Annotated in this window: 22 protein-coding genes and 2 riboswitches; of the genes, 16 read left to right on the top strand and 6 right to left on the bottom strand. The window is 35.0% G+C overall.

The window, feature by feature from the left end; genetic code table 11:
- Nucleotides 1-62 precede the first annotated feature (62 nt).
- Together G9F74_RS27415 and G9F74_RS27410 are read right to left on the bottom strand one after the other, a co-directional pair.
- On the bottom strand, nucleotides 63-374 hold the full coding sequence (locus G9F74_RS27415; protein WP_000860715.1) for a hypothetical protein: 312 nt from the start codon (nucleotides 372-374) through the stop codon (nucleotides 63-65).
- A gap of 161 nt (nucleotides 375-535) precedes the next feature.
- Nucleotides 536-1,813, bottom strand: coding sequence for a histidine--tRNA ligase (locus G9F74_RS27410; RefSeq protein ID WP_016108812.1), 1,278 nt, complete (start codon nucleotides 1,811-1,813; stop codon nucleotides 536-538).
- Between the two features lie 345 nt (nucleotides 1,814-2,158).
- Here G9F74_RS27410 and ybaK point away from each other — a divergent pair, with 345 nt between their 5' ends.
- The 4 genes from ybaK to G9F74_RS27390 all read left to right on the top strand — a co-directional run bounded on the left by ybaK (nucleotide 2,159) and on the right by G9F74_RS27390 (nucleotide 5,916).
- Nucleotides 2,159-2,635 (top strand): Cys-tRNA(Pro) deacylase, encoded by a 477-nt coding sequence (ybaK, locus tag G9F74_RS27405; RefSeq protein ID WP_000710868.1) that lies wholly within the window; start codon nucleotides 2,159-2,161, stop codon nucleotides 2,633-2,635.
- 245 nt (nucleotides 2,636-2,880) lie between these two features.
- A riboswitch (purine riboswitch) is annotated at nucleotides 2,881-2,984 on the top strand.
- A gap of 176 nt (nucleotides 2,985-3,160) precedes the next feature.
- Nucleotides 3,161-4,039: a 5'-methylthioadenosine/S-adenosylhomocysteine nucleosidase gene (locus tag G9F74_RS27400; protein ID WP_000742447.1), complete on the top strand. Its 879-nt coding sequence runs from the start codon at nucleotides 3,161-3,163 to the stop codon at nucleotides 4,037-4,039.
- Nucleotides 4,040-4,255: 216 nt separating this feature from the next.
- On the top strand, nucleotides 4,256-4,612 hold the full coding sequence (locus tag G9F74_RS27395; RefSeq protein WP_000896124.1) for a hypothetical protein: 357 nt from the start codon (nucleotides 4,256-4,258) through the stop codon (nucleotides 4,610-4,612).
- 476 nt (nucleotides 4,613-5,088) lie between these two features.
- Nucleotides 5,089-5,916, top strand: coding sequence for an endonuclease I family protein (locus G9F74_RS27390; protein WP_002156464.1), 828 nt, complete (start codon nucleotides 5,089-5,091; stop codon nucleotides 5,914-5,916).
- Between the two features lie 153 nt (nucleotides 5,917-6,069).
- On the opposite strand, the gene G9F74_RS27385 is transcribed toward G9F74_RS27390, so the two are convergent.
- Nucleotides 6,070-7,500: a YfcC family protein gene (locus tag G9F74_RS27385; RefSeq protein ID WP_001176962.1), complete on the bottom strand. Its 1,431-nt coding sequence runs from the start codon at nucleotides 7,498-7,500 to the stop codon at nucleotides 6,070-6,072.
- Between the two features lie 199 nt (nucleotides 7,501-7,699).
- Here G9F74_RS27385 and rraA point away from each other — a divergent pair, with 199 nt between their 5' ends.
- The 7 genes from rraA to G9F74_RS27350 all read left to right on the top strand — a co-directional run bounded on the left by rraA (nucleotide 7,700) and on the right by G9F74_RS27350 (nucleotide 15,269).
- The gene (gene rraA, locus G9F74_RS27380; RefSeq protein WP_016108811.1) at nucleotides 7,700-8,179 is read left to right on the top strand and encodes a ribonuclease E activity regulator RraA; all 480 of its coding nucleotides are present in this window, start codon (nucleotides 7,700-7,702) and stop codon (nucleotides 8,177-8,179) included.
- A gap of 338 nt (nucleotides 8,180-8,517) precedes the next feature.
- Nucleotides 8,518-10,290 (top strand): DUF4430 domain-containing protein, encoded by a 1,773-nt coding sequence (locus G9F74_RS27375; protein ID WP_016108810.1) that lies wholly within the window; start codon nucleotides 8,518-8,520, stop codon nucleotides 10,288-10,290.
- Between the two features lie 56 nt (nucleotides 10,291-10,346).
- Nucleotides 10,347-11,153 (top strand): DUF4430 domain-containing protein, encoded by an 807-nt coding sequence (locus G9F74_RS27370; RefSeq protein WP_016108809.1) that lies wholly within the window; start codon nucleotides 10,347-10,349, stop codon nucleotides 11,151-11,153.
- 22 nt (nucleotides 11,154-11,175) lie between these two features.
- Entirely contained in the window at nucleotides 11,176-12,054 is an 879-nt protein-coding gene (locus G9F74_RS27365) for an energy-coupling factor transporter transmembrane component T (RefSeq protein ID WP_002105009.1), read from the top strand.
- Nucleotides 12,027-13,688 (top strand): ABC transporter ATP-binding protein, encoded by a 1,662-nt coding sequence (locus tag G9F74_RS27360; RefSeq protein WP_002156463.1) that lies wholly within the window; start codon nucleotides 12,027-12,029, stop codon nucleotides 13,686-13,688. Before G9F74_RS27365 ends, G9F74_RS27360 begins: the two co-directional genes overlap by 28 nt.
- Nucleotides 13,661-14,362: an ECF transporter S component gene (locus G9F74_RS27355; RefSeq protein WP_002093568.1), complete on the top strand. Its 702-nt coding sequence runs from the start codon at nucleotides 13,661-13,663 to the stop codon at nucleotides 14,360-14,362. The genes G9F74_RS27360 and G9F74_RS27355 overlap by 28 nt, the downstream gene beginning before the upstream one ends.
- 184 nt (nucleotides 14,363-14,546) lie before the next feature.
- Nucleotides 14,547-15,269 (top strand): YwiC-like family protein, encoded by a 723-nt coding sequence (locus tag G9F74_RS27350; protein ID WP_000779960.1) that lies wholly within the window; start codon nucleotides 14,547-14,549, stop codon nucleotides 15,267-15,269.
- Nucleotides 15,270-15,302: 33 nt separating this feature from the next.
- Here the strand turns inward: G9F74_RS27350 and G9F74_RS27345 are convergent, their stop codons facing one another.
- A complete protein-coding gene (locus G9F74_RS27345; RefSeq protein WP_000545000.1) occupies nucleotides 15,303-15,494 on the bottom strand; it encodes a hypothetical protein in 192 nt (63 codons plus the stop codon).
- 122 nt (nucleotides 15,495-15,616) lie between these two features.
- Nucleotides 15,617-15,715: riboswitch (SAM riboswitch) on the top strand.
- Nucleotides 15,716-15,755: 40 nt separating this feature from the next.
- On the opposite strand from G9F74_RS27345, the gene G9F74_RS27340 reads away from it, so the two are divergent.
- The 4 genes from G9F74_RS27340 to G9F74_RS27325 all read left to right on the top strand — a co-directional run bounded on the left by G9F74_RS27340 (nucleotide 15,756) and on the right by G9F74_RS27325 (nucleotide 17,685).
- Nucleotides 15,756-16,076, top strand: coding sequence for a hypothetical protein (locus tag G9F74_RS27340; RefSeq protein ID WP_073990648.1), 321 nt, complete (start codon nucleotides 15,756-15,758; stop codon nucleotides 16,074-16,076).
- Nucleotides 16,077-16,338: 262 nt separating this feature from the next.
- The gene (locus tag G9F74_RS27335) at nucleotides 16,339-16,728 is read left to right on the top strand and encodes an SWIM zinc finger family protein (RefSeq protein ID WP_016108808.1); all 390 of its coding nucleotides are present in this window, start codon (nucleotides 16,339-16,341) and stop codon (nucleotides 16,726-16,728) included.
- Nucleotides 16,729-16,750: 22 nt separating this feature from the next.
- The gene (locus G9F74_RS27330; protein WP_001101574.1) at nucleotides 16,751-17,326 is read left to right on the top strand and encodes an NAD(P)H-dependent oxidoreductase; all 576 of its coding nucleotides are present in this window, start codon (nucleotides 16,751-16,753) and stop codon (nucleotides 17,324-17,326) included.
- Entirely contained in the window at nucleotides 17,323-17,685 is a 363-nt protein-coding gene (locus G9F74_RS27325; protein WP_001002313.1) for a hypothetical protein, read from the top strand. Before G9F74_RS27330 ends, G9F74_RS27325 begins: the two co-directional genes overlap by 4 nt.
- A gap of 179 nt (nucleotides 17,686-17,864) precedes the next feature.
- Here G9F74_RS27325 and G9F74_RS27320 read toward each other — a convergent pair whose 3' ends face one another.
- Together G9F74_RS27320 and G9F74_RS27315 are read right to left on the bottom strand one after the other, a co-directional pair.
- Nucleotides 17,865-19,211, bottom strand: a complete 1,347-nt coding sequence (locus G9F74_RS27320) for a short-chain fatty acid transporter (RefSeq protein ID WP_000490047.1) — start codon at nucleotides 19,209-19,211, stop codon at nucleotides 17,865-17,867.
- Nucleotides 19,212-19,815: 604 nt separating this feature from the next.
- Nucleotides 19,816-20,016: a glycosyltransferase gene (locus G9F74_RS27315; protein ID WP_255253933.1), complete on the bottom strand. Its 201-nt coding sequence runs from the start codon at nucleotides 20,014-20,016 to the stop codon at nucleotides 19,816-19,818.
- Nucleotides 20,017-20,465: 449 nt separating this feature from the next.
- Between G9F74_RS27315 and G9F74_RS27310 the strand changes: the two genes are divergently transcribed.
- Nucleotides 20,466-21,022: thiol-activated cytolysin family protein (locus tag G9F74_RS27310; protein WP_185157062.1), on the top strand; the 557-nt coding region annotated here is incomplete at its 3' end.

Raw genomic sequence — 21,022 nt, 5'->3', positions numbered from 1 at the left:
AAGACTTTGGTGTGTGCTAATATAGACAACACCATCGGTAATAAAAATTTCGATTTATCCTACTATGAGTTAAAAACTTCATTTTTAGTAGTGGAAGTAGCGTTTAATAAAAGGAAGATTGCTGCTATAATATGTAGAACGATTGCTATATAAGGAAAGAAGGCAACTAGAGTAACGATAATACCGATATAATGAGGATACGTATTCATGCCTTCTTTTTTAGCTAATAAAAAAGTAGTGATATGTAAAACAATCAATAGTAGTAAAGGTATCCCATATAGGTTAACAAGACTTGGAAATAAATAATAACAAGGAAGTAATAAAAGATGATAGATCCCTGTAGTCCATTTTAGTGCTTGGATGTAGGTTTTCAAAGTTAATCCTCCTAAAACAATCTATATCTATATATTACCAAAAATAACAGGTGATTGGATATTATATATTTGTAGTTTTGAGTGGATTATAATTATTTTATGTAAACTAATTATAGGTTATTTATAAAATAGAAAAACCACCCAAACGAGGGTGGTTTTTATTATAAATAATTACTTAAAGAAGCAAGAGGAACTTTCACCTCACTACCTTCTTTCATATTTCTTAGCATAACGGTTTCTGCACTAAGTTCCTCTTCACCAATAATAAGTACATAAGGGATGTTCTCTTTATTGGCATAATTAAGGGCGCGTTTTAGTTTGCGTCCTGCTAGTTCAAGTTCAATTTTCAATGAAGTAGTGGATCGTAATTGCTGGGCAATTTGCAAGCATTGTAATTCTGTCCCGAGTGGGATAATAAATAAGTCCGCTGTAGAGGATTTTGTTTCTTTTTGTGAGAGTGCTGTATAAATAACGTCTAAACCGAATGAAATACCGACTGTTGGATAGTTCATATTATCACCACGGAATGCTCCGATAATATTATCGTAACGACCACCACTACCGATGCTAGATGTAATCGAGCCATCTTTTAGAAAGATTTCATATACGGTACCTGTGTACATTGTGAGTCCTCGTGCTAAAAACGGATTGAATATAGCATTCTCGTTTATTCCAAGAGCAATTAAATATTGCTGTAATTGTTGTAATTCGTTTATTCCATCGGTAACGAGTTGATTATTGAAAGCTTCTTTAAAGTCAGCAATTGTAAGCTTTAGACAAGATAATACGGTATTACATATCGTATCAGCCATTTCTTCAGTAATTCCACGCCCCAATATATCTTTCCGTACACCATCAATCCCGATCTTTTCAATTTTGTCTAATGATAATATTACGTCACTCATTAATTCAGTAGGGATGTTAATCGCCTGAAGAATACCGTTTAATAATTTTCGGTTATTATATTGGATCGTTACTTCTAAGTTTAACGTTCGGAACAGTTCAAACGCCATGCTCATAAGTTCAGCTTCTGCCATGACAGACTCAACACCGACTATATCAACGTCGCATTGTATAAACTCACGAAATCTCCCTTGTTTAATCGGACCATCTCGAAATACTTTCCCAATTTCATACCGTTTAAAAGGTAGACGAATATTTGGATTCATCGCCACGACTTTTGCGAATGGAATTGTTAAATCGTAACGTAAAGCAAGCTCACGTTTTCCTTGATCTTGAAGTGTATATATTTCCTTTAAAATTTCATCACCACCGCCATACTTGTAAGACATAAGTTCATACATATTTAACGTAGGTGTCTCTAACGGTTTACAGCCATAACGTTTAAAAGTATCTTCACACGCTCTTTTAATTTTATTTCGCAGCACTTGCTCCTCTGGTAAATAGTCCTTTGTTCCTTTTACATTTTTCATTTCCACTGTAATCACTCCTTTTTTAAATTAAAAAAAGCTATGCGGGTATAAAAATACCCACATAGCTTTATGAACGCTTCGTGGGTAAACAGGAAAAGCCCTGTACCCACGAAGAAAAAATTTTCTTCGGATACACGGCGTTACGTATGATGATGAAGTTGGAAAGAAGTATTAAAATTTCGCATTACAAATCTCTCCTTAACATAAGTTTTTCCAAATTATATCAGATGATTTTTGAAATATCAATATTTTCAGTTTTGAAAAATGCGTGAAGTTATGTAGGAGAAATGGAAAAGGGTGTATAATAAAAGAAAACTTAATAATATGAAATAACCTTTTAAGGAGAAGCACATGAAAAAAGATAAAACGAATGCGATGCGAATATTAGATAAAGAAAAAATTGAATATTCGATGATGTCATATGATCCAGACGATGGGAAAATTGATGGCGTGTCAGTAGCCGAGAAAATTGGACGAGAAGTGAGAGAAGTATATAAAACGTTAGTCGCTCAAGGGAATAGTAAAAATTATCATGTGTTTATCATTCCGGTAGATGAGGAACTGAATTTAAAAGCAGCGGCAAAAGCAGTTGGTGAAAAGAAAATTGAAATGATTCCAGTAAAAGATATTACGAAAGTGTCAGGATACATTCGCGGTGGTTGTTCACCAGTCGGAATGAAGAAGTTATTTTCTACATGTATCGATGAAAGCGCCCGATTACTTGAAACGATCATTGTAAGTGGCGGAAAAATTGGTATACAAATTGAGCTGAAAGTGGAAGATTTGGCGAAAGTAACGAGAGCGCAGTTTGGTGAGATAACGAAGTAAATATACATAGGGGAAGAAGTTCTAAATATTATGGAACTTCTTTTTATTTTAGATAGATGTTTCTTAACGGTTGTTGTAGGATAATCTAATTAAGTATACGGATTATGTTTTTCGCGGTATAAAACATCAAAAAAAAGATTTTTTCAGTATAAAATATTTTAAAGACGAACATTTTTAGGGTGAAATAAAATAATGTTCATATTTATATTGCGTCTACACTAATAGTTTGTTATATTATCCATATAATAATTTTGAATAACATCACTCGTATATACTCGGTAATATGGTCCGAGCGTTTCTACCTAGTTCCCAATGAAAGAACTGGACTACGGGTTAAAGTATTCGGTCGGTTTGTGTATGGAGCCGCTACCGTTCTATAATGTAGCATTGACCTCGTCTTTTGCTTCATTAACTTTGACTACCGTAGTTCTAGAAAGTAGAGATTCTTCTACAATTTCTAGAACTTTTTTGTTTGGACCAAAAGTATCGAGTATAGAAAACAACAAGAGAAAGAGGAGATTATTTATGAAGAAGAATACGTTGAAAAAATGTGCTGCCCTAGTAACTACTGCTGCATTGTCACTCTCGATACTTGCGGGATGTAATGCGAGTCCGAAACAAGTTGAGGCAAAAACCAATCAAAAACCAATCTTAATTCAAGGGCCAATGCCGATAGAAGCTGAAAGTTTTGCGAAAAGGTTGAAAAATGTGAAAGAAGAAAAATCTGGAACATTTGTATTTTATAAAGGAACTGTCGACAATTATCCTGTAATCGTTGCGAAAACAGGTAAAGGAATGGAAAATACAGCAGCTGCTACAGCAGTGGCTATTGAAAAATATAAGCCTATAGCGATTATTAACCAAGGAACATCGGGTGGCCATGATCCTAATTTAAACGTATTTGATATTGTGTTAGGAAAACAAGTTGCAAATATAGGTACATTAAAAACCACAAATATGGATGAGAATCAAGGGATTGAGCCAACAAAATGGATATCTATGGATTTAATGGCTTCTGAAGGAAGTGCAGGAGAAGATCCAAATGCTGAGAAAATCCGATACTACGAGGGAGATAAGGATTTACTTGCAGCAGCTAATGCAGTGAAAGATACATATACAAAAGGTAAAGTGGTTGAGGGTACGATAGGTTCAGCAGACGTTTGGAATAATGAAGTTGATAGAATTAAGTGGTTCCATACAAAATACGGTACATCTGTAGAAGAAATGGAAGGCGCTGCTGCAGCGCAAATCGCAAAAGCTTATGACGTACCATTTTTAGGAATTAGAGTATTATCTAACAATAAAACAAACGGCGGAAAATACAATCCAAATACAGCAGCGGCAAATCAAGAATATGTATATGAAGTAGTTAAAAAGTATATAGCTTCGATGCCAAATAAATAGAAATAGTTGTATGCTCAACATAAATGTCAATTAGCTCCAAAAGTTTCCGAGACAGATAGATTTACCTTAGGAATGATAGTTGAAAAAGAAAAGCTTGTTTCTTATTGAAAAATATAAGAAATGAGCTTTTTTATTTAGAAAAAAATTGAGTAATTAGTTTATAGCGTTAATATATAACATTGAATATCGTAATAATATAATGGAGGTGAATGTAAAATGGCTTTTACTACAGGTCCTATTGAAAACTTGGGAAATCAACCTGCTAATGCAAATAGAGTTAGGGTGAAAATCCTTAACCGTACTGCTGGCCCGCTTACTGGAGTAGCTAGAGTTTTTAGACTTGACGGTTCAATAGTATTAATTGAACAGGTGAATTTCAATGTGAATTCTAATGCTTCTACTATTGAAACTCTAAGTTTAGTTCATCCTGCTTTTGGACAAGCATTAGAATATGAAGTTCAAATTGTTCCTAATCAACCTGGTGGACTATATAGTGTTTATGGAATAACAGCTGAAAGTGTTATCATTACTGCACAACGTGTTGTCAATGCAGAATTAACACAGTTTCTTTAATAAAAATAGATTGGTGCCTACATGGTATCCAATCTATTTTTGTACTTATTTTTCAGAGAAAGAAGAGTTTTACACAAAAAATAAAGACAGTTATGGAAAAAGGAAGAGCCGAGCTATCATCTCGATTTGTACGATTGCTGTCCTAGACTCTATCTGTTTTATTGCACGGTTTTCTTTGAAAAATTTATTAAATATGCATAATTGCATAAAAAAATTGAAATTTATAAGTTAACATTAAACTACTTTTTAATTGTAAAGAATAGTTTAATAATCTTTACTAGGGAAGGATATTCCTTGTGAAAAGTGAATTTGTTTGAAAAGTAGATAAACCAAAAGTATGGAAATGATACAGACTGAATAGGGGTTTGTATTAAATAAAAAGAGAAGGGGAATGGAGTTTTAAACGTTTTCGTAGTTTTAGGGATAACATTTTTAGTAAATGACTTCAAATTATATTTTAAAGGGGAAATGGGTATATGAAGTTTCGAAATACAAAGCTTGCTATGGTTACACTATCTTCATTCTTTATTTTAGGTTCTGCATCTCTATCATTCACAGATACTATACATGGTGAAGTAGCTTCTGTATCACCACAAGAGATGACTGTAAAAAGCTATGACGATACATATTATAATAATGCAATAGGAAAAACGGGTTTAGAATTAAAGAAGGAACTTCATAATATTATTGATGATCATACAAAGTTATCATACAGTGCAGTTTGGGAAGCGCTAAGAGATACGGATGAAGATCCAAATAATAAAAGCAATGTAATACTCTTATATACTGGGCGTTCGCAAGGGAAACTTACGAATGGTTCAGGAGTTAATAACTGGAACCGAGAGCATGTTTGGGCAAAATCTCATGGTGATTTTGGAACGACTGCAGGACCTGGAACAGATCTGCATCATTTAAGAGCGACGGATGTATCTGTAAATAGTTCACGTGGAAATCTGGATTTTGATAATGGTGGTGTGAATCATTCGGAAGCGACAGAATGTAAATATGATAGTGATTCTTGGGAACCTCGTGATAGCGTAAAAGGAGACATCGCTAGAATGCTGTTTTACATGGCTGTTCGTTACGAAGGGGATAGCGGTGAAATAGACTTGGAACTCAATGAAAAGGTGAATAACAATAAAGATCCGTACATGGGGAAACTCTCTGTATTACTAAAATGGAATGAACAAGATCCGGTCGATGATTTAGAGCGAAAGCGTAATGAAATAATTTTTACAAAATATCAACATAATCGCAATCCTTTTATTGATCATCCGGAATGGGTAAATAAAATTTGGAACTAAGATTTGTAAAGGCATTATATTTTGTAAGAAGGGATTGATCATAATGATTAATCCCTTCTTACATCTATACTAGAATCAATAATTTTCATAGGATTGGAGAGGAAAATAGAATAGATGTTTTTGTATCATCAAGTTAAGTATATTGTAAACCTTTTAGTACGGTCCCCACTCAATATTCACTCCAATAATAAGAAAAATAAGTCCAATAATAAACCAAATGAATGCAAGAGGAGCCATAAATCGAATCCATTTTCCGTAAGAAATGCCGCTAGCTGCGAGAACGCCCATTAAAACACCGGAAGTTGGATTTAAGCAGTTCACTACACCTTCGCCGAGCATAACAGCTTGTACTGTAACTTGGCGTGTAATGTGCATGAAATCAGCTAATGGAGCTAATATCGGAATGAAAATAACAGATTCTCCTGTCCCGGATGAAATGAGGAAATGTAATGCGGCACTACTTACATACATACCGATAACGCCAAATACAGGGCTATGTCCTTCGAGAGACTGTGCGAGTTGATTAACAATTGTATCAAGTAATTTGCCTTGTTCTAGAATGACTGAAATACAACGAGCCATTCCGACGATCAAAGCACCGTATATGAGATTTTGGCAGCCTGCTAGAAAAGTAGAAGCGATATCGTTCGCTTTCATACCGCCTATTATTCCTGCTGTAATTGCGATGAAAATAAAAGTAGCGGTCATTTCTGCATCTGTCCAATGTAGTCGAAAAGCCCCTATTAAAAATACAATTAATGATAAAGCTGAGACGAGTAAAATTAATTTGTGACGTATTGTCCAAGGAACTTCAGTTTTCTCTATTTCTCTCTCTCTTGAAAGAGCATTACTTGGAAACCAGTTATCGCCGAGTATGCTTCCTTTATTCGATTTTTTTAAACGTTTTATATACCAATTAATATACAAAATGGTAGCAATTAAAAAAGAGATATAGATTGCTGTACGTAACCCAATCCCTGAAAACATCGGAAGTTCTGCGATTTTTTGTGAAATGCCTAAAGGTGAGGGAGATAATATAGTAGCATTAAAACCAGCATAAGTGCCTAAATAAATAATTGCTACGCCAACGATAGCGTCCCATTTCAATGTGCGTGCAACGATGATGCCGATGGGGATAAAGCCGATAACTGAGTTAACGATAATGCCAGTCGTTCCGAGAAGAGAAAAGAGTGCGGCGACAATACAAATGAAAAGTAATTGCTGATTCCGAAATTTGTTAATCACATGATAGATTAAACCGTCAAGAGCACCTGTTTTTTCAAGAATGGCAATGGCTCCACCTGTAAATAAAATTAAGAAGATGATAGGAGCAGCAAGTGTCATTCCTTTTTCAATAGCGGTAAAAAAAGAAACAAACCCTACCGGTGATTGCGGAACAGAATGGTAACTTCCTGGTATTGTCGTTGTAACAGTCCCGTTTGTCACTCTTTTAAATTCTCCAGCAGGAACGAAATAAGTAGCTATTGCACAAAGTAAGGCAATAAAAAATAGTAGTACGTACGCATCAGGCATTTTAAACTTTCGTTTACTAGGTTGTTTTTTTACCTCAGTTTGTAATTGCATAAAATCCCTCCTTTTTCACTTGGTTAATTTTTAATATTCTGAAATTTATCTGTGAAATAGATTATAATAAAGGTGGCTTCTTAAGGCAATAGTTTTTCTGTCCTTTCCTGCACATACAAATTATTGCAACATTAGACAGGGAAACGAAAATAATCCAAGAATATGTTAAATAGAAAGTAAAAGGAAAAGAGGGAAAAAGATGTGGAAAACTACGGATCTATGTGATGAGTTTGAAAAGGAGTTACAAATATGTCGCCAGTCTTTTCGATCTTTTGGGAAGAAAGAACAATTCCACGGGAAAATTGCAACGGTGAAAGTGAAGGATGATAATGTACTAGTGAAGGAAGGATTACAAACATTACCAGAAGGAACGGTATTAGTTGTTGATGGTGAAGCGTCTACGAATTGTGCGTTACTCGGTGATAATTTGGCAGCTATTGCAGAGGAAAGAAAGCTGGCAGGAATTATTGTAAATGGATATGTTCGTGATTCTAGTGAACTAAAGAATATTAATATTGGTATTTTAGCGTTAGGGACGATGCCAAATAGAAGTGTAAAAGAAGGGAAAGGAGAACGAAATATTTCATTGCAATTTGGACAAGTAGAATGGAAGCCAAATGATTATGTTTATGTGGATGAAGATGGCATCATTATTAGTGAAAAAAGTTTGCGTCGTTAAAGGTTAGTAAGTTACTATTCTTAGAAAATAAATCCGATAAAGCATGGACAAAATTCTTTGTCAATAGTAAAATAATACAGAAATTTAAAATTAACAGAATGTATAGGTTTATCGTTTTACGATAACTTAAATGGAAGTAAGTCGTGCCTAAAAAAGTGAATGTTATCACAATGATACGTTCATGAACAAAATTATTTTTCCTATACAAATATAGCCGCGAATGATGCGGGTAGGAGGTGTTGCACAGTTTGTTCGACACTTACAAAAAAAGAGTGTCAATTGCACGCCCTTGAAGGGTCTTTTTTTGTGTGAATAGTAGTAAGGGAGGAAATTTTGGGATGGCAATGTTGAAAAAATGGCTGCTTACGTCGTTAATGGCAGTTATACTTGTATTTGTTTCTTTTGCGAATACAGTACATATTACGTTTGCTGAAGGAAATACAGCAAAACTTGCAATTGTTGGTGAATCACAAAATGGCATTATGTTATGTCCGAAAGAAGAGCAAATTAAAGATGGGGAAACAGCTTTAAGTTTGCTGCAAAAAGTCATGGGGGACAAAGTAGAAGCTGAAACGATGTCGTTTGGAACGTATGTAAAAGGCATTGATGGGCTAATGGCCGGGGCTACAAGTGGCTGGCTGTATGATGTAAATGATAAATCTGCAGAAGTTGGAGCGGATAGTTATAAATTAAAATCTGGAGATGTTGTTGTTTTCCGTTTTGTTTCAGACTGGAGCAATATGAGTCAAGAAACATTACAACAAACATTAGATAAATTTGGTACTTGTAAAACGGTAGAAGAACCAAAAACAGATGATCCAAAACAAGAAAAACCAGAAGAACCAAAGACGGATGATCCAAAACAAGAGAAACCAGAAGAACCAAAGACGGATGATCCAAAACAAGAGAAACCAGAAGAGCCAAAAACAGATGATCCAAAACAGGAAAATCCAGATGGAACAAAAACACCAGAACAACCAAAGCAAGAGAACATTCAAGTTCCAGCAGCGCAAGTAAACGAAGCAATTTCTAAAACGTCTGAAAAGATGTTACAAGATGGAATAGAGAGTGATTGGGTAGCTCTAGGGCTTTCTCGTTCTGGAAAGAATGTACCAATTGAGGCGCAATTAAATTATGTTAAGGCAGTAACAGAAAAAGTGGAAAAGCGTATAAATCGTTTTTCAGCAACAGATTTAGCTAGAACGATTATTATGATGAATGCAATGAGTGCAGACCCTAAAAAGGTAGGCGGACATAACTTAGTTCAAAAATTGTATGAATCTGATAAAGTAAATTCTGTTACAGGTTATACATTTGCGTTACTTGCCTTTGATACGAATAAATATGAAATTCCAGTCGAAGCAAAGTGGAATCGAGTTGCTTTAGTAGATGCAATTTTAAACACGCAACATACAGATGGTGGCTGGACTTATACTAGTTCAGGTAGTAAAGATAGTGCTAGTAGCGTCGATGTAACAGGTATGGTTTTATCCGCGTTAGCACCTTATCAAGATCGATCAGATGTGAAACCAGCTGTACAAAAAGCTGTTGCGTATTTATATACCGAACAGCTAAAAAATGGTGGTTTTTCTGCTGATGGACAAGAGAATTCTAATAGTACTGCGCAAGCAATTATTGGATTATCACTTGTTAAAGATGTAGATCAAAATCGTCTTCATAAGGCAGTGCAAAGTCTGCTGTCATATCAACTTCCAAATGGTGAATTTAAATGGTTACCAAGTGATCAAAATGGTAACGGAATGGCTACAGAGCAAGCTCTTTTAGCGTTAGTTCAATTTAAAGAAATCGGAAAGTCTATTTATGACTGGTCTAATGTAGGCGATGATGAAGTAATTAAGCCGAAACCGATTGAAGAGCCAGAAAATAAGGTAATAGAAAAAGAAATTACTGAAGAACCGAAAGAACAAAAACAAATACAACAAGAAACAAAAGATGAAGATGTAAAAGCTGTTGTAGATAATAAACCAGTTAAAAATGAAAACATGCTACCGAAAACAGGAGCATCTTCTCATAGTACAGCTACAGAAGTAGGTATGGGTGTATTATGTATTGCTTCTGCATATGTATTATGGAGACGTAAAGCAGCTTAACAAAAATTAGGAGCAATGATTTGCTCCTAATTTTTATATGAAAGGTGAGAGAGAACATGAGTAAGATGAAGTGGTTCATTTCTTTAATGCTTTCACTCGGGCTACTTGCCGGATGTGAAGAGGCGGCTGTAAAGCCGGAGAAGAAAGCAGAGCCAAAGCAAGAAGAGGTAGCAAAACAAGAAGAACCGAAAGAAGAAGTGAAACAGGAAGAGAAACAAGCTGAGCCGGAACAGAAACAACAAGAAGAGAAACAAGAACAAAAAGTAGCAGAGAAGCCGAAAGAGGAAAAGCCGCAGGAACAACCTGAAGTAAAGAAAGAAGAGAAACCTCAGGAGCAATCTGCTACTAAACAACCAGAACAACAAAAAGCAAACGAAGAGAAACAACAGCAACCGAAAGCACAGGAAGTAAAAGAAGAAGCAAAGGTTGTCAATCAGCCGAAAGAAACACCGAAGCAGGAGCAAAAGGTAGATCCGAATAAAGAGAATAAAACGATACCGACTCCGCCCGTACCAACTCCTGAACCATCAAAACCAGATCCTGTAACGGTACCTAAACCACAAGCAAAACAAGTTACTATCTCCGTAAAAGGACATGAAGGATACTTATTAGGTGCGAAAAAGGTTGATGTACAAGAAGGCGATACTGTTTATAAAGTGTTGCAGCGTACAGGATTAGATGTTGATGCAAGTGGATCAAAAGATAGCATTTATGTAAAAGGTATTAATGATGTATATGAAAAAGATATTGCTGATACTAGTGGATGGAAATATCGTGTGAATGGTGCATTTCCGAACCGTAGTGCTGGTGTAGTTACAGTAAAACCAGGAGATACAATTGAGTGGGTATATGTATTAAAATAAGAAAGGCATTCGGTAAAGGACTATGAAAATAAGTTTTTCTTCTTTACATCCTTTTGTGAATTTTTTCTATTATATTGGGGTGATGATACTATGTATGATGTGTCTTCATCCTCTTTTTTTAATTGGAGAAATTTTATTAATCGTTATATTAAATGTGATGCAAGGGAATAGCGAAAAGATAAGAAAGATGTTACCGAGCACAATCGTATTCTTTTTTATGGTAATTTTATTTAATTCGTTATTAACGCATAGAGGTCGAACTACGTTATTTTGGTTAGGTGATAGCCGTATTAAGCTGGAGGCAATTATGTTTGGAGTAGTAATGGGGTTATTACTAGTTGCAATTATGTTTACGTTTGCTTCGTATAATGATATTATTTCAAGTCATAAATTTTTATATTTGTTTTCGAGAATTTCACCGAAAGTTGCATTGTTAACGATGATTACAGTGAGGTTTGTGCCTTTGTTTATTAGAAGATTACAGAAAATAACACTCGTCCAAAAGACAAAAGGTGTGCAGGTAGATTCAGGCTCAATTGTTGAACGAGTGAAAAATGGCATGCAGTTACTGCAAGTATTATTAATTTGCTCGTTAGAAGATGCACTTCAAACGGCAGATTCTATGCAAGCTCGTGGATTTGGTGTAACGAAACGTACGACGTATATTCGGTATAGAATGGAAAAACGTGATTGGTATACGCTCAGTTATTTAATGATTTTATTTATAACTGCTATCATATGTAGTAAGTATGGCGGAGGAAAATTGATCATTTATCCGAAAGTCGAATCTATTCTATTCCACCAATACGATGGAATGATGTTTGTAGCATTTACGCTGTTTATTAGTTTACCAATCATAATGGAAGGAAGGGAATGGATATGGTGGCGCATGCAGAAATAAACAATTTATCATTTGTATATGCTGATGAAAATGAAAAAGCGTTACAGCATATTTCTCTTTCTATTCAAAAAGGAGAGTTTATAGCGCTAGCTGGAGGATCCGGATCTGGGAAGACGACATTATTAAAACATTTTAAAAAGGAGTTACTTCCAATTGGCACGCGTTCGGGAGAGATGTTTTATGAAGATGTATTATTAGAGGAAGTACCTGACTTATTATCTGCCCAAGAAATTGGGATGGTATTTCAAAACCCAGAAAATCAGCTCGTAATGGATACAGTGATTCAAGAATTAGCATTTTCTTTAGAAAATATCGGATTACCATCACATATTATTCAAAAACGAATAGCCGAGCTCATTAGCTTCTTAGGATTTCAAGATTTATTGCATCAATCTGTTCATACGTTATCTGGTGGGCAAAAACAACTTGTCAATTTAGCTGCGGTATTAGTTATGCAGCCGAAACTATTATTATTAGATGAACCAACGGCGCAATTAGATCCAATTGCTGCGAAAGAGTTTTTAGGATTGTTAAAACGTATTAATGAAGAACTTGGAATTACGATTATTTTAAGTGAACATCGTTTAGATGAAGTGATACCACTTGCAACACGCGTTGTTTGTATGGATAACGGCCGAATTGTTTATGATGGTAGTCCTAAAACAGTTATAGCGAAAATGTGGAAAGTAGAAAACTTCCGTCCATTTATTCCGCAAATTCCAAGGTTGTTTTTAGAATGGAATGCGAGAGATATTCCGTTTACAGTGCGAGAAGCACAAATGAAAATGAATGACTTTTCAGCGATATCATATGTGAATGAGCAGATGGTACAACGTGAAAAACAAGAAGTAATGTTAAGTGCAGAACATATTTCTTTTCAATATGAAAAAAATAGTCCGCTTATTTTACGAGATTTAACAGTTGCGATTGAAAAAGGAAAATGGGTAGCGCTCGTTGGGAAAAATGGTACTGGGAAGTCTACACTGTTAACGATTTTAGCAGGATTGCAAAAAGCGAGAAGAGGGAAAGTAAAGTGGCATGGTAAAGTGATACATAAAATTGATTCGAAAGAACGATTTAAAAGGATCGGGTATGTATCACAGCATCCGTATTATCATTTTACATTTGATACAGTGTGGCAAGAAGTTTATGAACGTGCTCGTGAATTATATGGAGAACAAGGAAAAGAAATAGCAGAAGATATGTTGAAACAGTTTTGGTTACATTCGCTTAAAGAGCGCCATCCACATGATTGTAGCGGGGGAGAGCAACAACTACTTGCATTATGTACAACGTTATTATCAAAACCAACGCTATTACTACTTGATGAACCGACAAAGGGGTTAGACCCATGGAAGAAAGAAAGAGTAGGGGAGCTATTTAGGAAATTACAAAAAGAAGGTACAACCATTGTAATGGCAACGCATGATATTGAGTTCGCAGCGAAATATGTTGATCAGTGCATGATGTTATTTGATGGAACAGTCATTATGAATGATGCACCGAAAGAATTTTTTAGCGGTAACTTCTTTTATACAACATCTATTAATCGATTCATTCGAAAAGAATTGCCATATGCATTAACGTGGGAGGATGTGTACGAAGCGTGTCCAAACGATATATTGCATTCATAATATGTATTTTTGCGTTTATAATAGGCACATTACTCTTTACTACACTCCTCATGGACGGCTATTACATGGTAAGTAGTTTGTTTTTATTAGCTGTTATTATGTTACCTTTCTATATCCGTTTTGAAAGGAAGGCGTTTGTTTCACGTGAAATTGTTCTCGTTGCCGTGTTAGCAGCAATTGCTGCGGTTAGCCGCGTACCATTTTCTATTTTACCAAGTGTACAACCAACTTCCTTTGTCATTATCGTTTCTGCAATCGTGTTTGGGAGTGAAACTGGTTTTATGATCGGGGCAACAGCCGCTATCGTATCGAACATTTTTTTAGGACAAGGTCCGTGGACACCGTGGCAAATGTTTTCGTGGGGTATGATTGGTTTTATAGCTGGACTATTACGTAATACATTTTTCATGAAAAAGCTATGGGGAAGACTCCTATACGGATTAATTGTTGGATTTTTATTTGGTTGGATTATGAACTTCTGGGGACTTCTCGGTTTTATACGAGAAGCAACGTGGGAAACCGTCATTGCGTACTATGTCGCGAGTTTTTACTTTGACTTAAGTCATGCGATTTCAAATGTTATTTTCCTACTACTATTTAGTACTTCGTGGATTACGATTCTCACAAGGTTTAAAAAGAAATACGGTATATTAGATGAGCATAACATGACATAGAAAAGCATACTTATATAAGGTAGGGTCGCGACTTACATATTCGTTTGCCTCTTTCATGCTTCTTACATATTGTAAGAAGCATTTTTTATTGTCAAAAAATAGATCCAATATACATCCGTTATTATATAAAATTATTTGTATAATAGTAGGTGAGAACTTCTTTCAAGAGGGAGGTGTATAGTTAATGAAGTTAGTTATTCCGAAGCAACATGGTGCATGGGCCATGCTTGTTATCCCATTTCTATTAAGTGTCATACTTGGGAAACCTACTTTTTATCATATTCCATTGTTTTTAGCTTGGTTCTTTATCTATTTAGCTACGTATCCATTTCTCATGTACATAAAACAAAAACGAAAAAAAGAGTTTTTACATGCAGCAATTGTATATTTTATTATTGCGTTCGTATTTGGGATGATTTCTCTATTATATGAATGGCGAGTTCTTTTATTCGTAGCAGCAATGATTCCATTATTTATAGTAAATATGTATTACGCTCGTCAAAAGAATGAAAGAGCACTGCTAAATGACATTTGCGCAATTATCGTTTTCTGTATAGGTGGTTTAGTTAGTTATTATTTTTCAATGAAACTCATAGATAAAACAGCTTTATTTATTGCGATTATTTCATTTTTATATTTTTTAGGAAGTACGTTTTATGTGAAGACAATGATTCGTGAAAAAAATAATCCGAAGTATCGTATTATATCATGGGGTTATCATATCGTATTAACGATAATTATATTTGTTACCAATCCATGGTGCTCTCTTATTTTTATACCAAGTGTCATTCGGGCAATTATGTTGTATGGCAAAAAAATTTCTATCATAAAAGTAGGGATTTTAGAAATTGTTAATTCTGTATATTTTTTAATCATAACGGCAATAATTATGAAGTATGCCATTTGAAAAAACTTCCCACCTTATGATGGGAAGTTTTTTTCAATCTTGTTCTAAAATGTGAACCGTGTAATCGCAGCGTTGAATAGCTTGTTCGATCGCATAAAGAGATTGCTCAATACGAGCACGATTAAAATCTTTTTCGACAGTCTGTAATGCTTCTTCTAAACAATGTTTTGCTTCTTGTAATGATTGAAAAGAATCTTGTACATATCCGCGAGCATTTTCGTGCATTTCATAATCCTCCTTGCATATTCATATATGTATAGTATGAACAGGAAGAAAGAAAATATAATTTGTTGTATTTGTTTGACAATTGAAATGAAATTACGTATAGTAAGATTTAAGTGAATATTTTCTTATCCAGAGAGGTGGAGGGACTGGCCCGATGAAACCCAGCAACCGCGATGCAGGTGCTAATTCCAGCAGAACATATTTGTTCTGGGAGATAAGACGAAGATATATACGTAACTTCTTCTTATCGGAGAGGTTTTTTTGTTGCAAAAAAACCGATTACGAAAATTTATATTAAGAAGAAAGGGGTTGCGGATTACTGTGACACTCGAAAAATACGTAAAACTGCGTAGTACAGTTTATGAATATATGATAGAGCAAGATAAGCCAATATCATTGTTAGATATTCAAGAACATATCGTTTCGCATCATGAAGGAAAATTCACGAAAAAAATGTTACATCAATTTTATTTATCAAGACTATTAGATGAACTCAAACTGGATGGGAAAATTACATTAGCTGATGATGAATATCTCTATACTGAAAAAGGGGTATTTTATAAGGCGAGAAAAGGGAGCTAGTCTCTCTTTTTTTCTTGAAATAGCGAAGTATGTAGAGTAAAAGACTGCTAATGCAGCCTGATACAGGGAATGGTGTTGAGTGTGTAGTGTCAAAAATTGAATGTGCCTGAAAGAGGCAATTCATATCGGCTGCAAATGAAAAGAGACACCTCCGCCGAATAGGTGTCAGTCGTTTTGTCACGTAGACTCGCTACTTGACAGTTATTAGAATAACATGCAGGTTTTTTGAAGTCAAAAGGGAATTAAAGGAAGAGGTGCAAATATGTACGCTTACTTATTAAAAGATATAACGAAATGGATCCCAAAGTACATTATAGATAAGGGATATGAATATTATGAAGATGGACATGTAGAAGATGTTGAAATACAAGACAAGAAAGTAATTGCTTTCGTTACTGAAAATGCAGGAAATTATGAAGTGATTATTGATCTTGAAGATTTTACAGAAAGTAGCTGCGAGTGTCCTTATGAGAATCTTTGCAAGCATATGGCGGCAGTTGTTTATGATATTCAAGGTGCTGGTGAGCGTACGGTGAAAGAGAAACTGAAAGATTTAGACAAGGAAGAGTTACTTACCGTATTAAACCGTTTATTACAAAGTTCGAAAAACGTACAAATTGTAGAGAAGATGTTAAAGAAGGGGAAACTTTAACTATAGAGGGAGTTGTTTTGTAATGAACGTATTAATTATATACGCTCATCCTAATCCTTCCAGTTTTAACGAGGCGATTTTAGAGCATGTGCAAAAAGGACTACAGGGGAAAAATCATTCTGTTACAGTACTTGATTTATATAAGGAACAATTTGATCCGGTGCTCGTATTTAATGAAGAGAAGAAAAGGCGTGATTTAGTAAATGAAGAAGAAACAGCTTGGTACAGAACGTTAGTGGCAGAAGCAGATACTCTTTTATTCATATATCCGATATGGTGGTGGGGGATGCCTGCTATTTTAAAAGGGTTTATTGATCGCATTTTCGTAGCTGGATTTGCTTATAAATATGAAGGTGCCTTGCCGAAGGGCTTATTGAAAGGAAAGAAGGCGTGGGTAATTAATACGTTAGATTCACCGTTATGGTACGTCGCCCTATTATATCGATCAGCAGATTGGATTATGATGAAGAGAGGTGTTTTACGTTTTTGCGGCATTCGCGATATAAAACGATCTGTTTTTCAATCTGTGAAAACGAGTAAACGAGAGAAGCGGGAAAAGTGGTTATTACAAATAGAAGAAAAGGCTCGTACATTATGAATGAAATTGATCGTATTATAAATTGTTGTCAGTATGATAACGAACTTTTTCGTACCTATATTAATTGCTTAATCCAATTGAAGAAATATAGTGAAACGTTTCAACAAATGAAGATCCAATTAAGAAATGATTATTTAATAAGAGGGATTTGTGAAAGAGAAGTCGATGAGGTAGTAAGAGGAAGTAAAGAGTATGAAACGTATTTTCTTCCTAAAGCGTTACAGTGGAATTTCTTGAGGGAAAATCCATATCTGATTGAAAAGATATGTAAAGATTTTTTTGCATTTGAGGCATTAAACCTTACGGAGATAGAGTGGAAGACGATTATAAATTGCGTGGGAAATAAAGTGAAACTTTAATCAGTGGGGGTTTTGTTCTTCCCACTGATTATTAGCCTTCACCAATCGGGCATTTACAGGCAGTTGATTTCCCACCTAACCGCTTTGCTCTAGCTGGTATGGGGTGGGAGTTTACTGCCTGTTAATGCGGGGTAAATGATTTATTATGTAAAAAAGCTAGTATAAAACTAGCTTTTCGTTTAAATAAATAAGAAGCATAAACTAATGATAAATCCTGCATATAGTAAGTTCACAACGCAAAATCCCATAATATCACGAGCACCTAAACCAGCTATCGCTAACGCTGGTAATGCCCAGAAAGGTTGAATTAAATTCGTCCAAGCATCGCCCCACGCAATTGCCATTGCTGTTTTTGCAGCAGGTACACCAAGTTCAGCACCAGCTGGAATCATAATGGGTGCCTGTACAGCCCATTGACCGCCACCAGATGGAACAAAAATATTAACGATGCCAGCACTTAAAAAAGTAAAGAGCGGGAAAGTCGTTTCGTTTGAAATACTAATAAAGAAATTAGAAATAGCTCCTCCAAGAGAAAGACCTTCACTATTTACTCCAATCATCATACCCATAATTCCTGCGTAAAACGGAAACTGAAGTAGAATGCCAGAAGCACTTTTTGTAGAGTCTGAAAAAGCACGAATATATTGAATCGGAGTCCGGTGAAAAATAAGACCAGCAATTAATAACATAAAAATAACGATATCGAGTGTAAGGTTAAAACCTTTCGTATAAAAGTAATTGAAAATATAAATGAGACCTAATAACCCAACGCAAAGTGTAATAATGATGCTATTTTCCATTTTTTCAGCGACTGTTTTTGGCTCTACTTCTATAGCAGCAGCTTCTTCATGAAATACGCTAGGATCTACTGTTACCGTATGTTTTTCATCGGGATGCATTGCCCGGTTAATGAGTGGCATCGTAATGAGAAAGATAATAACTGGAACGAGAGCGTATGGTGAGAATAACGTTTCTGTTATTGGAATCGCTTCTTTAATACTTCCAGCTGTCGTTTTAATTAACGTTTCACCGCCAGTAGCTAACGTAAGAGGGATAGAAGCAGAAAGACCCGCATGCCAAATGAGAAATCCAGAGTAAGAAGAAGCAATTGCTAATCTGTAATCTAATCCTTCAAGTTGTCTTGCAACTTCTTTTGCATATAAAACAGATACAACAATACCAAATCCCCAGTTTATGTATGCACCAAGTAAACTTACAATTGAAATGGCAATAATACCTTGGCCATTCGTTTTCGGTAGCCTGGCAGCTTTCGTTAACCCCTTTTTAATAAGAGGAGCGTTCGCTAAAGCAGATCCAGTGACAAGTACTAGTGCCATTTGCATAGAAAAGGCGAGAAGTCCCCAAATGCCATTACCCCAATGATTAATCATTTCGACCGGTGTTTGGTGAGTTGCAAACATGCCGAAGAAGATAACAAAAACAGTTAATAAACATGATAAAATAAACGGTTCTGGCAAGAAACGTTGCACTAAGGTGACGCAACCATTTGTAAAAGAACGAAACAAAATAGATCAACCTCCTTATGTATGTTTCTTACAATGTTCGAGGTTGTTTGGAGGATAACCTTTAATAAATTGAAAATTCTGATATCTATAGATTTTTGTTGTAATGTATTGATAGATTGAATTTATATTTCAAAACGTTTTTTCATTTTGATTTGAAATATTTTTAAGAGGGGGAGTACTACATGCCTTTCAATATAAGAGGAACGAATGGAGCAAATGCTTATTTCTACCTGTAAAAAAATGAATGAACTTATAGGAGCATTGTAATGAATATAAAAGAGAGGTGAAAGGATTGGTAAGGAGAAATTTGAATGTATTTACTAAAATATCCTCTTTGACAGCGATTGCTACGATTATTATCTTACCAATTTACAATTTATTAAGTAGTGTAGACGATAGTGGGAATTATATGATAAGAATGTTAGTATTACTCACATTCTATCTTTCTATATTTAGTGTACCTGTAAGCATTCTTTCAATGTTCAGCACAGAGAAATTAAGTAAAAGAATTTTCGCTTTAGTTGTAAATGTATTACCTATAAGTCTTATCATTTATGCTTTGATTATGAAATTTATAGATGAATTTGTCAGACTAGCACCTTAGTTAAAAAGGGTTCTGCAACACCTCATTGACGGCATGTTTTAAATCCTCGGCCGATAATTGCTGAATATGTAACATAAACCCTGCGCCAAGTTCGTGTACTCGTTCAGCGATTGTATGCTGATCATTTATTAAAGGGAGCATAACTAGAAGAACTTCAAAATAAAGTGATTCACTTATGCTGTTTATCCCACAATGGCTAATATTGTGCGCCTGTTTTTTTTCAAAATCATTTGCTGAATACTAGACACTATTATCTCCAAGTTCTATTAAATTGTGCACTAATCTTAACGTTGGATTTAGGTGTCACATGAAGTGATTTGTTTTTATCGTTGTGGGGGACACCAAAACTTCAGGGTGATGGGCATATGGTTCTATTCCATCATCAATCTAGCAAAAAAATGTTCTTCCTCCAATATGTAATATTGCATATAAAAATGAATTGATGCAAATGTAAAAGCTTATTATAATGAAGACATAAATATTCAACACATCTTTAATACAACAAAGAGGAGGAAGCAATATGGAAATCGCAATGGCAGTTTTGAAATTTTTAGGTGGGGTAATTCCGTTAGTTCAAGAACTTTTAAAAGCATTTATGTAAGTTTATTAATTAGCAATCATTATCATATTTAATATAAAAAAAGAACGGGGTGATTTTTCTGAAAATTAAGAAAAGTAATAAAAAAATAAAATTCCTAGCATGTGTGTTAGTTAGTTTATGCACTATTCATTATTCATCTATTTCTTTCGCGGAAACGCAAACAGGTAATGCAACTGATGCAGCAAAAAATGCTAGTGACATTAATAATGGTATAGCAAATTTAAAGTATGATAGTAGAGATATTTTAGCAGTAAATGGTGATAAAGTAGAGAGTTTTGTTCCGAAAGAAAGTATCAATTCAAATGGTAAATTTGTAGTAGTTGAGCGTGAAAAAAAATCACTTACAACGTCACCGGTCGATATTTCGATTATTGATTCTGTAGCTAATCGTACGTATCCAGGAGCAGTACAACTTGCAAATAAAGCTTTTGCCGATAATCAACCTAGTTTATTAGTGGCTAAGAGAAAACCTTTAAATATTAGTATAGACTTACCTGGAATGAGGAAAGAAAATACGATATCTGTCCAGAATCCGACATATGGTAATGTGTCTGGAGCAGTAGATGATTTAGTATCTACTTGGAATGAGAAGTATGCATCAACACA

Origin of the sequence: Bacillus sp. EKM202B (assembly GCF_011066025.1) — a bacterium.
Classification (GTDB): Bacteria; Bacillota; Bacilli; order Bacillales; family Bacillaceae_G; genus Bacillus_A; species Bacillus_A toyonensis.
Note: the sequence above shows the minus strand (reverse complement) of the source record. Positions and strands in the feature narration are given on the sequence as shown.

Bases quoted from the DNA above. Each gene is read 5' to 3' on its own strand.
- G9F74_RS27345 (WP_000545000.1), bottom strand. From the start codon at position 15,494: ATGCACGAAAATGCTCGCGGATATGTACAAGATTCTTTTCAATCATTA.
- G9F74_RS27335 (WP_016108808.1), top strand. From the start codon at position 16,339: ATGTACGCTTACTTATTAAAAGATATAACGAAATGGATCCCAAAGTAC.
- G9F74_RS27385 (WP_001176962.1), bottom strand. From the start codon at position 7,500: ATGCAATTACAAACTGAGGTAAAAAAACAACCTAGTAAACGAAAGTTT.
- G9F74_RS27365 (WP_002105009.1), top strand. From the start codon at position 11,176: ATGAAAATAAGTTTTTCTTCTTTACATCCTTTTGTGAATTTTTTCTAT.
- rraA (WP_016108811.1), top strand. From the start codon at position 7,700: ATGTGGAAAACTACGGATCTATGTGATGAGTTTGAAAAGGAGTTACAA.
- G9F74_RS27400 (WP_000742447.1), top strand. From the start codon at position 3,161: ATGAAGAAGAATACGTTGAAAAAATGTGCTGCCCTAGTAACTACTGCT.
- G9F74_RS27390 (WP_002156464.1), top strand. From the start codon at position 5,089: ATGAAGTTTCGAAATACAAAGCTTGCTATGGTTACACTATCTTCATTC.
- G9F74_RS27325 (WP_001002313.1), top strand. From the start codon at position 17,323: ATGAATGAAATTGATCGTATTATAAATTGTTGTCAGTATGATAACGAA.
- ybaK (WP_000710868.1), top strand. From the start codon at position 2,159: ATGAAAAAAGATAAAACGAATGCGATGCGAATATTAGATAAAGAAAAA.
- G9F74_RS27350 (WP_000779960.1), top strand. From the start codon at position 14,547: ATGAAGTTAGTTATTCCGAAGCAACATGGTGCATGGGCCATGCTTGTT.
- G9F74_RS27330 (WP_001101574.1), top strand. From the start codon at position 16,751: ATGAACGTATTAATTATATACGCTCATCCTAATCCTTCCAGTTTTAAC.
- G9F74_RS27370 (WP_016108809.1), top strand. From the start codon at position 10,347: ATGAGTAAGATGAAGTGGTTCATTTCTTTAATGCTTTCACTCGGGCTA.
- G9F74_RS27360 (WP_002156463.1), top strand. From the start codon at position 12,027: ATGGATATGGTGGCGCATGCAGAAATAAACAATTTATCATTTGTATAT.
- G9F74_RS27375 (WP_016108810.1), top strand. From the start codon at position 8,518: ATGGCAATGTTGAAAAAATGGCTGCTTACGTCGTTAATGGCAGTTATA.
- G9F74_RS27395 (WP_000896124.1), top strand. From the start codon at position 4,256: ATGGCTTTTACTACAGGTCCTATTGAAAACTTGGGAAATCAACCTGCT.